This is a genomic window from Streptomyces sp. NPDC006430, assembly GCF_040612395.1.
Taxonomy (GTDB): Bacteria; Actinomycetota; Actinomycetes; order Streptomycetales; family Streptomycetaceae; genus Streptomyces.
This window is the reverse complement of record NZ_JBEXQA010000007.1, coordinates 227,370-239,958: the sequence shown is the minus strand read 5'-3', so window position 1 is coordinate 239,958 and position 12,589 is coordinate 227,370. Positions and strand designations below refer to the sequence as shown.

General features: G+C 71.5%; 11 protein-coding genes. 9 read left to right on the top strand and 2 right to left on the bottom strand.

The window, feature by feature from the left end:
- The first annotated feature begins 278 nt into the window (after positions 1 to 278).
- From ABZZ20_RS13955 to ABZZ20_RS13945, 3 genes are all read left to right on the top strand, one after another.
- Positions 279 to 1,457, top strand: a complete 1,179-nt coding sequence (locus ABZZ20_RS13955) for a glycerophosphodiester phosphodiesterase (RefSeq protein ID WP_356869639.1) — start codon at positions 279 to 281, stop codon at positions 1,455 to 1,457.
- Between the two features lie 116 nt (positions 1,458 to 1,573).
- A complete protein-coding gene (locus ABZZ20_RS13950) occupies positions 1,574 to 2,113 on the top strand; it encodes a sigma-70 family RNA polymerase sigma factor (RefSeq protein WP_356869638.1) in 540 nt (179 codons plus the stop codon).
- Positions 2,114 to 2,150: 37 nt separating this feature from the next.
- Positions 2,151 to 2,666 carry a GNAT family N-acetyltransferase gene (locus ABZZ20_RS13945; RefSeq protein WP_356869637.1) on the top strand — a complete coding sequence of 172 codons (516 nt, stop codon included), beginning with the start codon at positions 2,151 to 2,153 and terminating at the stop codon, positions 2,664 to 2,666.
- On the opposite strand, the gene ABZZ20_RS13940 is transcribed toward ABZZ20_RS13945, so the two are convergent.
- Together ABZZ20_RS13940 and ABZZ20_RS13935 are read right to left on the bottom strand one after the other, a co-directional pair.
- Positions 2,656 to 3,120 carry a hypothetical protein gene (locus tag ABZZ20_RS13940; protein WP_356869636.1) on the bottom strand — a complete coding sequence of 155 codons (465 nt, stop codon included), beginning with the start codon at positions 3,118 to 3,120 and terminating at the stop codon, positions 2,656 to 2,658. The genes ABZZ20_RS13945 and ABZZ20_RS13940 overlap by 11 nt on opposite strands.
- The gene (locus ABZZ20_RS13935) at positions 3,113 to 3,481 is read right to left on the bottom strand and encodes a hypothetical protein (RefSeq protein WP_356869635.1); all 369 of its coding nucleotides are present in this window, start codon (positions 3,479 to 3,481) and stop codon (positions 3,113 to 3,115) included. Before ABZZ20_RS13935 ends, ABZZ20_RS13940 begins: the two co-directional genes overlap by 8 nt.
- Before the next feature lie 621 nt (positions 3,482 to 4,102).
- Between ABZZ20_RS13935 and ABZZ20_RS13930 the strand changes: the two genes are divergently transcribed.
- The 6 genes from ABZZ20_RS13930 to cobT all read left to right on the top strand — a co-directional run bounded on the left by ABZZ20_RS13930 (position 4,103) and on the right by cobT (position 12,517).
- Positions 4,103 to 5,158, top strand: a complete 1,056-nt coding sequence (locus ABZZ20_RS13930; protein ID WP_356869634.1) for an ATP-binding cassette domain-containing protein — start codon at positions 4,103 to 4,105, stop codon at positions 5,156 to 5,158.
- A complete protein-coding gene (locus tag ABZZ20_RS13925; RefSeq protein WP_356869633.1) occupies positions 5,155 to 5,823 on the top strand; it encodes a methionine ABC transporter permease in 669 nt (222 codons plus the stop codon). The genes ABZZ20_RS13930 and ABZZ20_RS13925 overlap by 4 nt, the downstream gene beginning before the upstream one ends.
- Before the next feature lie 160 nt (positions 5,824 to 5,983).
- Positions 5,984 to 6,847, top strand: a complete 864-nt coding sequence (locus ABZZ20_RS13920) for a MetQ/NlpA family ABC transporter substrate-binding protein (protein WP_356869632.1) — start codon at positions 5,984 to 5,986, stop codon at positions 6,845 to 6,847.
- Positions 6,848 to 7,004: 157 nt separating this feature from the next.
- Positions 7,005 to 7,688 (top strand): GNAT family N-acetyltransferase, encoded by a 684-nt coding sequence (locus ABZZ20_RS13915; protein WP_356869631.1) that lies wholly within the window; start codon positions 7,005 to 7,007, stop codon positions 7,686 to 7,688.
- Between the two features lie 70 nt (positions 7,689 to 7,758).
- Positions 7,759 to 8,958: a precorrin-6y C5,15-methyltransferase (decarboxylating) subunit CbiE gene (gene cbiE, locus ABZZ20_RS13910; RefSeq protein WP_356869630.1), complete on the top strand. Its 1,200-nt coding sequence runs from the start codon at positions 7,759 to 7,761 to the stop codon at positions 8,956 to 8,958.
- Between the two features lie 274 nt (positions 8,959 to 9,232).
- Complete coding sequence (gene cobT / locus ABZZ20_RS13905) at positions 9,233 to 12,517, top strand: nicotinate-nucleotide--dimethylbenzimidazole phosphoribosyltransferase (RefSeq protein ID WP_356869629.1); 3,285 nt, start codon at positions 9,233 to 9,235, stop codon at positions 12,515 to 12,517.
- Positions 12,518 to 12,589: the final 72 nt, after the last annotated feature.

Below are 12,589 nucleotides of genomic sequence, written 5' to 3'. Positions count from 1 at the left end.
ATGAGCGCGGTACGGAACAACGTGAGCCCTCCGGCATCGAAAAGCGGCTTTCGCACTACACGGCGGTAGTGCAGGTGAGGACGATACTCGCGGGTCAGGTCCGAGTGCACATCGGGTTCACGAGCTCGATACGCAGTGTTGACACACGTTTGCGCCATGTTCCCCGCAGGCCCACCCCCGCGCCACCGGCCGATGCCTACGATCGCCAGGCAGAATCGGGCACCAGGCCCCGGAGATCCCGGGACCGCCGGCCCTTTCGGACGACAGGAGTGGCACTCATGACGCAGGGTGGGGCAGCACGGCGCACGGTCCTGGGGGCGGCCGTCCTGGCGGCGGGCGGCGCGGTGACCGGGCTCTCGGCGGGACCCGCGACTGCATCGGAGACGGTGGTCGCGTCGGACGCGTCAGACGCGCGCCACGGCGGCGGCTACCGGGACCTCCCGTTTCCGCTGGTCATCGGCCACCGCGGCGCCTGTGGTTACCGGCCCGAGCACACCCTCGGGTCGTACCAGCTCGCCCTCGACCTGGGTGCCGACGTCATCGAGCAGGACCTGGTGCCCACCAAGGACGGCCACTTGGTGTGCCGTCACGAGAACGAGATCGGCGGCACCACCGATGTCGCCGAGCACCCCGAGTTCGCGTCCCGGCGGACCACCAAGTCGATCGACGGGGTCCCGGTCACCGGCTGGTTCACCGAGGACTTCACCCTCGCCGAGCTGAAGACCCTGAGGGCGAAGGAGCGCATTCCGGCCGTCCGCCAGCGCAACACGCTCTACGACGGCCGATGGGACATCCCGACCTTCGAGGAGGTGCTGCGCTGGGCCGACCGCGAGGGCAAGCGGCGCGGCAAGCGCGTCTGGCTGCACGTCGAGACCAAGCACCCCAGCTACTTCCGGACCTTGGGCCTGGGCCTCGAAGAGCCCCTCGCCAAGCTACTCCGCCGATACGGCCGCGACGGTCGCACCGCTCCCCTCTTCCTCCAGTCCTTCGAACCCTCCAGCATCCAGCGGCTCTCCCGGCTGGTCTCGGCTCCGCGCGTGGTCCTGCTGTCCACCGCGGGCACCCGCCCCTGGGACTTCGAACAGGCCAAGGACCCGCGGACGGTGGCGGATCTGGTCAAGCCGGAAGGCCTGAAGTGGATCGCCGGATTCGCCCAGGGCATCGGGCCCACCATGGACCTGATCATCCCGCGCGACGCGGCCGGACGGCTCGCCACCCCGACCACCCTGGTCAAGGACGCCCACGCGCAGGGGCTGGTGCTGCACCCCTACACCGCGCGCAACGAGAACACCTTCCTGCCGGCCGAGTACCGCAGGGGCACCGATCCGGCCGCGTACGGCGACGCCTTCGGCGCGTTCCGGACGTACTTCGAACAGGGCATCGACGGCATCTTCACTGACAATGCGGACACGGGGCTGCTCGCGGCGGAGGCCTTCCGCCCGGGCCGCGGCCGGTAGGTGCCGCTCGGTGCCGACCGGCGCGCCACGCGTCAACCGATAAGCGGAATGTCACCTTCGGGTGGGCTGTGCCGGGTGGGGAAACCGCCGGGCGCAGCCCGCGCGTCCCGCCCGGCATGGACCTGCTGAAGGACACCGACCTTCTGAACGAACTGGGCCCGCTGCTCTCCGCCGAGGCGGCTGCGGAGGCCCCGGGCGCCGGGGTGGACGCGGCCGACCTGGAACAAGCCGTCTGGGTCAGGCTGCTGGAACACGACCCCGTCCCCGTCGAGCCGGCCCGTTGGCTGCGCCGGGCGGTGCGTGCCGAGGCCCGCCGCGCACGCCGCCGCGCACGGCGGGAGGTTCCGTACGGCCACCGTCACACGTCCGAGGACGGACGCCGGCCCGGGAGCGGCGGCGTCGAACCCGAAGACGCCCTGATGCACGGCGAGGAGACCCGGGCCCTCCGATCGGCGGTCGCCCGATTGCCCGGACGGTGTCCGGAGCTGATGAGGGCACTTCTTTCGCCCAGGGACCTCACCTACCGTGAAATCGCAGGAGAGTTGGGTATCTCACAAGGAAGTTTGGGACCCGTCCGTTCCCGCTGCCTGGGATGTCTGCGCAGAATGCTCGCGTCAGAGGTTGCGGCTCCTCGACTTCGGGGAAGGGAGCGGTAGACCAGCGGGCTACCAGGTGAGCGGGAGGCATGCGCACATGGGCATGAGCGTGACCATTTCGGCGGCAGCTACCGAGGACACTGAGCAGATCCTCAAACTGCAGTACCTGGCGTTCCAGCGTGAGGCCGAGCTGTACGGCAACTACCGCATCCAGCCGCTCACCGAAACCCTGGACTCCCTCAAGGCGGAGCTGGAGGCGGACACGGTACTGGTGGCCCGGCTCGGCGACGAAGTGGTCGGCACCGTGCGCGGCAGCGTGGACGCCGACGGCACCGGCAAGATCGCGAAGCTCTGCGTCCACCCGCGCCTCCAAGGCCACGGGCTCGGCGCCCGGTTGCTGCGCGCCGTCGAGGAGGCCCTCGCGGGGCACGGGAAGACCACCCGGTTCCGGCTGCACAGCGGCAACAAGAGCGAGTCCAACCTGCGCCTCTACCGCAAGGCCGGCTACGTACAGGTCGGGGGCCGTACCGCCCCCGACGGCGTCCCGCTCGTGATCCTGGAGAAGGCGTTCGAAGGCGAAGCCGCGCCCGCCGACTTCGCGGTCAGCGCCTGACGCGCAGCCAGAGCATCCCGGTGATCGGCAGGATCACCGGGATGAACAGGTAACCCATCCCGAAGTCCGACCACACCGTGGTGTCGGGGAAGGCCTCGGGCCGCACCAGCGTCCAGGTGCCCACGGCCAGTACGCCGGTCAGCTCGGCGGCGCAGCAGATCCGCGCCGCCTTGCGTGCCGTCTCCCCGCCACGGACCAGCGAGTACGTGATGAAGGCGTAGACGAGCGCGGCCACGGCGGACAGCGAGTAGGGCAGCGGCGCCCGGTCGAACTCGGTGGAGATCTGGTAGAGCGAGCGCGAGACCGCGCCGACGGTGATCACTCCGTACAGCCAGACCAGCAGCAGCCCCGGACCGGAGACCAGTCGCTTGCGCTCGGTGGGAGCGACGGAAGCAGCGGGAGCGACGGGAGCGTCGGCGCCGGTCGGGTCCGCGGGCATGTCGGTGTCAGGCACCGGGAGTCCCCCAGATGTCGTAGAGCCGTACTTCGAGGACGGCGAGGACGACCGCGCCCGCGGCCACCGTCACCGAACCCCACTTGGTCCGCTCGCTCAGCGAGAGGAACCCGGCGGCCGGGACCGCAGCGAAGGCGCCCACCAGGTAGGCCACGAAGATCACAGTGCCCTCGTCGGGCTTCTTGCCCTGCGCCAACTCGACCAGGCCGACCGCCACCTGGGCCAGTGCCAGCAGGGTCACCACGCCCATGCCGACGAAGTGCCAGTCCTTGGTGGGCTGGTCCCGCAGGGCGGCGAAACCGCACCAGGCGGCGAGGGCGAGTGCGGCCGCGGCGAGGGCGACCGTCAGGGCGTCGAGCATGCAGCGAGGGTATTACGGGCCGCGGGACCCGGTGCGCCCACCCCTGGGCCGGGTTCCGTCGGAGGTCGGGTGCGGACGCCGTACCGGCGCCGGGCCGCCGGTACGGTGACCGTGGTCTTGACCACAGCGCGCACCGCCGGGGAACCCCGCGCGGAGGTGGTCACGGGTGGACCTCTCGGAGGTGTTCGCGCAGGTCAGCGGTGAGGCTACGGAGACGGAGAAGGACCCGCCCGACTGGCCAACCTTGTCCGGTATGCGGTCCGATTGTGTCCGCTATCCGGACGCCTTTGATCGGCAAAGGGATGTGTCTGCTTTACTTGGGCCCATGACCACGACGAGCAGCCGCACCCTTGCGACCGAGGCGACGATGACGCCCGGTGCTCGTTGTATGTGTCGAATGTGCGCCTTCTGAGGGCCCCTCTCCTGAGTCTCGCGCCCCGAAGCGAGACCGGCCGAGCCCGTCCGCCCCGCTGCTGCACAACAGCCCGGAACGGAATGCTCCTGCCCCCGCGCATGCGTGAAAACCGCCGATAAATCCCGGTTCGACCCGTATCGCGTCCCAGATGTTTGCCCCGTGCCCGGCACCCGCTGCGCCGTGCACTCGACAGCGACGGAATTCCAGTGATCACCACATCGGGCCTCACGAAGGTCTACCAGTCCCGTGGCCGCGAGGTCACCGCCCTGGACGGCGTCGACCTGCACGTCCGCGAGGGCGAGGTCTACGGAGTCATCGGCCAGAGCGGCGCCGGCAAGTCCTCCCTCATCCGCTGTGTGAACCTGCTCGAACGCCCCACCACCGGCACCGTGACCGTCGACGGCGTGGACCTCACCGCCCTGGCCGGGCGCGGTCGCCGCGCCGGCAAGGAGCTCCGCGAGGCCCGCAGCCGGATCGGCATGGTGTTCCAGCACTTCAACCTGCTGTCCTCGCGCACCGTGCAGGGCAACGTCGAACTGCCCCTGGAGATCCTCGGCGTCTCCGGCCGCGAGCGCTCCCGCAAGGCCTCCGAACTCCTGGACCTCGTCGGCCTCGCCGACAAGGCCAAGGCCTACCCCGGCCAGCTCTCCGGCGGCCAGAAGCAGCGCGTCGGCATCGCCCGCGCCCTGGCCGGCGACCCCAAGGTGCTGCTCTCCGACGAGGCCACCAGCGCCCTGGACCCCGAGACCACCCGCTCGATCCTCCAGCTGCTGCGCGACCTCAACCAGCAGCTCGGCCTGACCGTCCTGCTGATCACGCACGAGATGGACGTCGTCAAGACGGTCTGCGACTCGGCCGCCCTGATGAAGGGGGGCCGGATCGTCGAGTCCGGCACCGTCGCCCAGCTGCTCGCCACGCCCGGCTCCGAACTCGCCGCCGAACTCTTCCCCGTCAGCGGCGCCGCCACCGGCCCCGACCGGACGGTCGTCGACGTCACCTTCCACGGTGAGGCCGCCACCCAGCCGGTCATCTCCCAGCTGTCGCGGACGTACAACATCGACATCTCGATCCTCGGCGCCGCGATGGACACCGTCGCCGGCCGCCAGATCGGCCGCATGCGCATCGAACTGCCCGGCCGCTACGAGGACAACGTCGTCCCGGTGGGCTTCCTGCGCGAGCAGGGGCTCCAGGTCGACGTCGTGGACGACCCCGAAGACGCTGACGCCGAGCTTGCCCAGCTCGTCAAGGATGGTGCCCTGTGACCTGGTCCGAGATGCAGCCCCTGCTCACCCAGGGCACGTACGACACCCTTTACATGGTGCTGTGGTCCACCCTGGTGACCGTCCTCGGCGGACTGCCCATCGGCATCCTGTTGGTCCTCACCGACAAGGGCGGCCTCCTCCAGAACCAGCCGCTCAACAAGGTCCTCGGCGTGATCGTGAACATAGGCCGCTCGCTGCCGTTCATCATCCTGCTGATCGCCCTGATCCCGGTCACCACCGCGGTCGTCGGCACCTTCATCGGCCCCACCGCCATGATCGTCCCGCTCGCCATCGGCGCCATCCCCTTCTTCGCCCGTCTCGTCGAGACGGCCGTCCGTGAGGTGGACCACGGCCTGGTCGAGGCCGTCGAGTCCATGGGCGGCGGCATCCCCACCCTGGTCGGCAAGGTGCTCCTCCCGCAGGCCCTGCCCTCGCTGGTCGCCGGCGTCACCACCACCGTGATCACACTGGTCGGCTACTCCGCCATGGCCGGCGCGGTCGGCGGCGAAGGCCTCGGTTCCAAGGCCATCACCTACGGCTTCCAGCGCTTCGAGACCGGCTTCATGGTCGCCACCGTCGTGGTTCTGATCGCCGTCGTCACCGTGATCCAGCTGATCGGCGACGTCGCGGTGCGCCTCCTCGCCCGCCGCGGTCGTACGGCCTGAACGACCCGAACGGCTGAACGGCCCGAACCGCTGGACGGCTCAACAGCGCCGACCGCACAAGTTTTTCACCCCAGAGAGCCCGCACTTGTCGTGCTTGGGCCACCACCCGCAAGAACCGCGCACGACCTGCGCACTTGCACCGCTATGAAAGGCACTCTTCGTGCGTAAGAACATCAAGCTCACCGCCTTCGCCGCCACCTCCGCCGCGCTCGCCCTCGGCCTCACCGCCTGCGGCAGCTCCTCGGACCCGTCCTCCACCAAGGCGGACGGCGGCAAGGCCGACGAGAGCAAGCCGCTCGTCATCGCGGCCTCCCCGAGCCCGCACGCCGACATCCTGAACTTCGTCAAGGACAAGCTCGCGGCCAAGGAAGGCCTCAAGCTGGAGGTGAAGGAGTTCACGGACTACGTCCTGCCCAACACCGCCACCGAACAGGGCCAGGTCGACGCGAACTACTTCCAGCACAAGCCGTACCTCGACGACTTCAACAAGAAGAACGGCACGCACATCGTGCCCGTCGTGAACGTGCACCTGGAGCCCCTCGGCCTCTACTCCAAGAAGGTCAAGGCCCTCGCCGACATCAAGGCTGGCCAGACCGTCGCCGTCCCCAACGACACCACCAACGAGGGTCGCGCGCTCCAGCTGCTCGCCGCGAACAACCTGATCACCCTCAAGGAGGGGGTCGGTACCGGCGCCAAGCTGTCCGACATCACCGACAAGAAGGGCCTGGAGTTCAAGGAGCTGGAGGCCGCCACGGTCCCGCGCGCCCTGAACGACGTCGACGCCGCGGTCATCAACGGCAACTACGCCCTGGAAGCCAAGCTCTCGCCCGCCAAGGACGCCCTGGTCCTGGAGAAGGCCGAGGGCAATCCGTACGCCAACTTCCTCGCGGTGAAGGCCGGCAACGAGAAGGACCCGCGGATCGAGAAGCTGGCCAAGCTCCTGGGCTCCGACGAGGTCAAGAAGTTCATCGAGGACAAGTACCAGGGCTCGGTCATCCCGGCCTTCGGCGCCCCGAAGTCCTGACCGGCACCTGAATTTTCGGCCCCGCACCCCCCGGTGGGAGTGCGGGGCCGAGTTCTGCCCGCTTCCGGGCAACCCGGCCATGCGCTTCCCGCGGCACATGCTGCATGCTGTGGCCTACGACCCGCACAAACGGTCCAGCAACGGCATGGAGCTGCGCATGACTACCACCTTCCCGGACGTCACCATCAGCACGGACCGGCTGGTGCTGCGCCCCTTCGACGTGGAGGACGTCACCGCGCTCGCCGAGATGATGAACGACGAGCACATCACCGCCTGGACCTCCGTGCCGTACCCCTATACCCACGCCGACGCCCACGACTGGGCCACCCGGTACTCCCACGCGGAGCGCACCGAAGGCAGGGGCATCGTCTTCGCCGTCGCCGAGTTCCTCACCCAGCGCCTGGTCGGCATAGTGCACCTACAGAACACCAACTGGCGCACCCGCAGCACCGAAGTCGGCTACGTCACCGCTCCTTGGGCCCGCGGCGAGGGCTACGCCAGCGAGTCCGTACTCGCCGTCGCCCAGTGGCTCTTCCACGACCAGGGATTCGAACGCCTCGAACTGCGTACCGCCGCCGACAACACGGCCTCCCAGCAGGTGGCCCAGAAGATCGGCTGCATCAGCGAAGGCGTCCTGCGCAACGCCTGGATAGTGCGCACCCAGAACCCGGACGGTTCCTGGACGGACACCCGTACCGACCTCATCGTCTGGAGCCTGGTGCCCGAGGACATCGAGGATCAGGACGACTACGACGGCGGCGACGCCTACGACACCTACGGGTACGGCCTCGGACAGCAGACCGAAGTCGGCCGCTACACCGTGGGCGCCGACTGGAAATGAACCGATGACCAGGTAGTCTCACCGTGCCCGCACGCTCCGCGCCCGCCCCCACACCAGGAGACTGACGACGATGGCCGACCGGGTCACGGTGATCGGCTGGGACGGCTCCCCCCTGACTGCGGCCGCCCGGTCCGCCCTCTCCGCCGCCACTCTCGTGGCCGGCGCCGCCCACCACCTCGCGCTCCCCGAGGTCCCGCCCACCGCCGAACGCATCCGCCTGGGCAGCATCGGACTCGCCGCCCGCCGCATCGCCGGCCACCGGGGCACCGCGGTGGTGTTCGCCGACGGGGACCCCGGCTTCTTCGGAGCCGTACGCATCCTGCGCGCTCCGGAGCACGGCCTGGAGGTCGAAGTCGTCCCCGCCGTGTCCTCCGTCGCCGCCGCCTTCGCCCGCGCCGGCATGCCCTGGGAAGACGCCCAGGTCGTCGTCGCCCACCCCCGTACCCTGCGCCGCGCCGTGAACGTCTGCCGCGCCCACGGCAAGGTCGCCGTCCTCACCTCACCCGGCGCGGGCCCCGCCGAACTCGCCCTGCTGCTCGGAAGGGTCCACCGCACCTTCGTCATCTGCGAGGAACTCGGCACCGACAAGGAGCAGGTGACCGTCCTGACCTCCGACCGGGTCGCCGACCACAGCTGGCGCGACCCCAACGTCGTCATCGTGATCGGCGGACAGGCCGCCGCCCCGGCCGAACCGGCCTGGCTGCTCGCCCAGAGCCCCGTCCAGACCGCCGAACGCGGTTGGGCCCGGCCCCTGGCCGACGCAGGGGAAGGGGAGTCGGCGCACCTGCGCGCCGCCCAGCTCGCCCGCCTCGGCCCGCGCACCGGCGACCTCGTCTGGGACATCGGTACCGGCTCCGGCGTTTTCGCCGTCGAGGCCGCCGCCTTCGGCGCCGCCGTCATCGCCGTGGATGCCGACCCGCTCGCCTGCGCACGGACAACTGCCGCCGCCCGCAAGCGGGGCGTACTGCTCCAGGTCGTTCCCGGCCGTGCCCCGCACGTACTGGAGGACCTCCCCGAACCGGACGTCGTCCGGGTCGGCGGCGGGGGAGCCGAGGTCGTCGCGGCCGTAGCCGACCGCCGCCCCGAACGGATCGTCAGCCACGCTTCCACGCGCGACGAGGCGGAGGCGATCGGCCGCGCCCTCACCGAGGGCGGCTACACCGTCGAGTGCGCGCTGCTCCAGTCCGTGGGCCTGGACACCCGTACGTGGAGTGAACAGGAGCGTTCCGTCGTCTTCCTGCTGGCCGCCGAACGCCCCGTGAACCGCTAGGGCGAAGGCCGATGTAGGCTGGCCGATCGTCGTACCGCCCGGGCCGTACTGTCCGGGTTTGGCCGAGGGTGAGGGCACCGCGCGACGCGCGACGTGGCGCAGTCCACAACGGACCATGGCGGTTATGGCCGCCAGGGTGGCTCACGGGCGCGACAATGCTTACTGGTTGTCGCGCGGGGTGTACGAAGACGGACGCGTCGCACGGCAACCCCGCTCGTCGGACACGTGGGCGCCGGGCGATCGAAGACGCAAAACCGATGGGCGAGGGGTACGCATGACTGACACCGGCCAGGTACCGGGCGAGGGTCTCCCGGACAACGCGGGCATGGTGGATCAGCAGGGCAATCCCGCTCCGGTCCACCCCCCGGGCCCCGTCCCCGCTCCCGTCCAGGGTGGCTACGCCTTCCAGGACCTCGTGGACAACCCGGCCGAGCCGGAGGACGAGGAACTGCTGCTGATGCCGAGCGGCCAGGGTGCGTGGAGCGACCCGCAGGTCGTCCCGCCAGCGCCCGTCTTTCCCGCCCCCACCCCTTACGGTGACGCCCTGTACACGGAGTACCCCGATGCGACGACGGGGTACGCCGAGCCCGCCTACCCCGCGCAGCCCGGGTTCCCCGACCCCTCTCTCGCCGACGCCTCGTACAGCGCGGGCGCGCACGAGGCGGGCGGCCGTGACTCCGGCTCGCTCGACCTCGGAGGCCTCGTGGTCCCGCCGCCGGCGGTGACCCCCGCCGCGCCCACGGCCCCGGTGTCGCACGCCCGGCGACCGCTCCACATGGGTCCGCCCGTGCCCGAGACCACCGGCGGAGTCGTACGCTCCCTCGCCGACCGGGGTCCGGCCGCCGCACCGGTGGCGCCCGCCGCGCCCGTTGCCGCAGCCGTGAGCGCCCCGGTGGCGCCCGTCCCGGCGCAGCTGGCGGGCCCGCCGACCATCGGCCCCGAGTACCTGGACCTCCCGCGCCCGGAGGCCGCCGACGTACCTGCCGCGCCGCAGCCGGGGGAGGTCCCGCCGCAGGCCGGTGAGCCGTGGGTGGCGGAGCCCGCCCCCGTGGCGGAGCCCGCCACGGCCGCCGCGGTCGCGCAGCCGGTGGCCGCGTTGGAGCCCGAGCCCGTCGAGGCCTCCGTGGCTCCCGTGGCCGTCGAGCCCGCCGAGGCTCCCGCAGCCTCCGAGGTTCCCCATCCGGAGCCGGTCGCGGTGCCGGAGCCCGTCGCGGTGCCGGAGCCCGTCGCTGTCGTGGAGGCCGCTCCGGAGCCCGCCACCGAGGCGCCCGTTGCCGAGGCGTCCGCCGTCGTGGAGCCGGTCGCGGTGCCGGAGCCCGTCGAGGTGACGGAGGCTGCCGCCGAGACCGTCGCACCCGCCGCCGAGACCGTCGCGCCCGCCGCCGAGACCGTCGCACCCGACGTCGAGACCGCGGCCGAGTCCGTCGTCGAGGCCGCGGCCGAGACCGTTCCTCCCACCGAGCCGGAGCCGGCCGTGGCCCAGGCCGCCCCGGTGGAGGTGGCGGTGGAGACGCCGGCAGCCGAGCAGGAGGCCCAGCCCGCGGAAACGGCGGCGCAGGCTCCCGAGGCCCCCGCAGCCGTCGAGGCCCCCGAGGCCCCCGCGGTGGTCACCGCCGAGCCGGTTGCCCCTGTTGCTCCGGTAGCGCCCGTCGCCCCCGAGGACGCAGCGGTGGTGGAACCCGAGGCCGTCGTGGCGCAGCCCGAGGCCACCCCCGTACCTGAACCCGAGGCCGTGCCCGAGGCCGCGGCCGAACCTGTGGCCGAAGCTGTGGCCGGGTCCGCCCCCGAGGTCGAAGCCGGCCCCGAGCCGGTCGTGGCCTCACCCGGCGAGGCGGCCCCCGGATACGCCGACGCCGAACGCGAGGCCGTCCTGCGCGTCATGCGCGAACGCCGCGACATCCGCAACGGCTTCCGCACCGACCCGATCCCGCACGAGGTGCTCCTCCGCGTCCTGGAGGCCGCGCACCACGCGCCCAGCGTGGGCCACTCCCAGCCCTGGGACTTCGTCGTCATCCGCTCGGCCGAGACCCGGCGCACGATGCACGAGCTCGCCCAGCGTCAGCGCGAGGCCTACGCGAAGTCGCTCCCCAAGGGCCGGGCGAAGCAGTTCAAGCAACTCAAGATCGAGGCCATCCTCGACACCCCGGTGAACATCGTCGTCACCGCCGACCCCACCCGCGGCGGTCGCCACACCCTCGGCCGGCACACCCAGCCGCAGATGGCCCCGTACTCCTCGGCCCTCGCAGTCGAGAACCTCTGGCTCGCCGCGCGCGCCGAAGGCCTCGGCGTCGGCTGGGTCAGTTTCTTCGACGAGCGCGAGATGGTCCGCGAGCTCGGACTGCCGGAGCACCTGGAGGTCGTCGCGTACCTCTGCGTCGGCTACGTCGACGAGTTCCCGGAGGAGCCCGAGCTGGCGCAGGCCGGCTGGTCGCAGCGCCGGCCGCTGGCCTGGGTCGTGCACGAGGAGACGTACGGTCGCCGCGCGCTGCCCGGCGAGGCGCCGCACGACCTGCTCTCGGAAACCGTCGCCAGCATCCGCCCGCTCGACGCGAAGGCGTTGGGCGAGGCGTGGGAGCGGCAGAAGCGCATGACGAAGCCGGCGGGCGCGCTGGGCATGCTGGAGATCATCTCGGCGCAGCTGTCCGGCCTCTCCCGGGTCTGCCCGCCGCCGATCCCGGAACCGGCCGCGGTCGCGATCTTCGCGGGCGACCACGGGGTCCACGCCCAGGGCGTCACCCCGTGGCCCCAGGAGGTCACCACGCAGATGGTCGCCAACTTCCTGGGCGGCGGCGCGGTCTGCAACGCCTTCGCCAATCAGGTCGGCGCGGAGGTCTGCGTCATCGACGTCGGCGTCGCGGGTGACCTCCCGGCCACGCCCGGCCTGCTCCCGCGTAAGGTCCGCCCGGGCACGGCGGACCTCTCCACCGGCCCGGCGATGACCCGCGAAGAGGCCGTGGCGGCCATCGAGGTGGGTATCGAGACGGCCCGAGACCTGGTCGCGGCGGGCAACAAGGCACTGCTCACCGGTGAGATGGGCATCGCGAACACGACGGTGTCGGCGGCGCTGATCTCGGTGTTCACCGGGGTCGACCCGTCGGAGGTCACCGGTCGCGGTACGGGCATCAACGACGAGACGCACGCCCGCAAGGTCGAGGTCGTACGTCGCGCGCTCGAACTCCACCAGCCGGACCCGGCGGACCCGATCGGCGTCCTCGCGGCGATCGGCGGCCTGGAGCACGCGGCCATCGTGGGCCTCCTGCTCGGGGGCGCCTCCCTGCGGACCCCCGTGATCCTGGACGGGGTCAGCGCGGGAGCAGCGGCCCTGGTCGCTCGGGCGATCGCCCCGGAGGCCCTCTCGGCCTGCATCGCGGGTCACCGCAGCGCGGAGCCGGGCCATGTCGCGGCGCTGAACAAGCTGGGTCTGCGTCCGCTGGTCGACCTGGACCTTCGCCTCGGCGAGGGCACGGGCGCCCTGCTGGCCCTCCCGCTGGTCCAGAGCGCGGCACGCGCGATGCACGAGGTGGCGACGTTCGACTCGGCGGGCGTCACGGAGAAGTAACCGGCACCACCGGGCCGGGCGCCCCAGCCACAGGGCCCCGCCCGGCCCGCCGTTGCGCCGCGCTCTTGTGGC

Coding starts and splice junctions, on each gene's coding strand:
- ABZZ20_RS13935 (WP_356869635.1), bottom strand. CDS start 3,481: ATGCTCGACGCCCTGACGGTCGCCCTCGCCGCGGCCGCACTCGCCCTC.
- cobT (WP_356869629.1), top strand. CDS start 9,233: ATGACTGACACCGGCCAGGTACCGGGCGAGGGTCTCCCGGACAACGCG.
- cbiE (WP_356869630.1), top strand. CDS start 7,759: ATGGCCGACCGGGTCACGGTGATCGGCTGGGACGGCTCCCCCCTGACT.
- ABZZ20_RS13915 (WP_356869631.1), top strand. CDS start 7,005: ATGACTACCACCTTCCCGGACGTCACCATCAGCACGGACCGGCTGGTG.
- ABZZ20_RS13955 (WP_356869639.1), top strand. CDS start 279: ATGACGCAGGGTGGGGCAGCACGGCGCACGGTCCTGGGGGCGGCCGTC.
- ABZZ20_RS13945 (WP_356869637.1), top strand. CDS start 2,151: ATGGGCATGAGCGTGACCATTTCGGCGGCAGCTACCGAGGACACTGAG.
- ABZZ20_RS13950 (WP_356869638.1), top strand. CDS start 1,574: ATGGACCTGCTGAAGGACACCGACCTTCTGAACGAACTGGGCCCGCTG.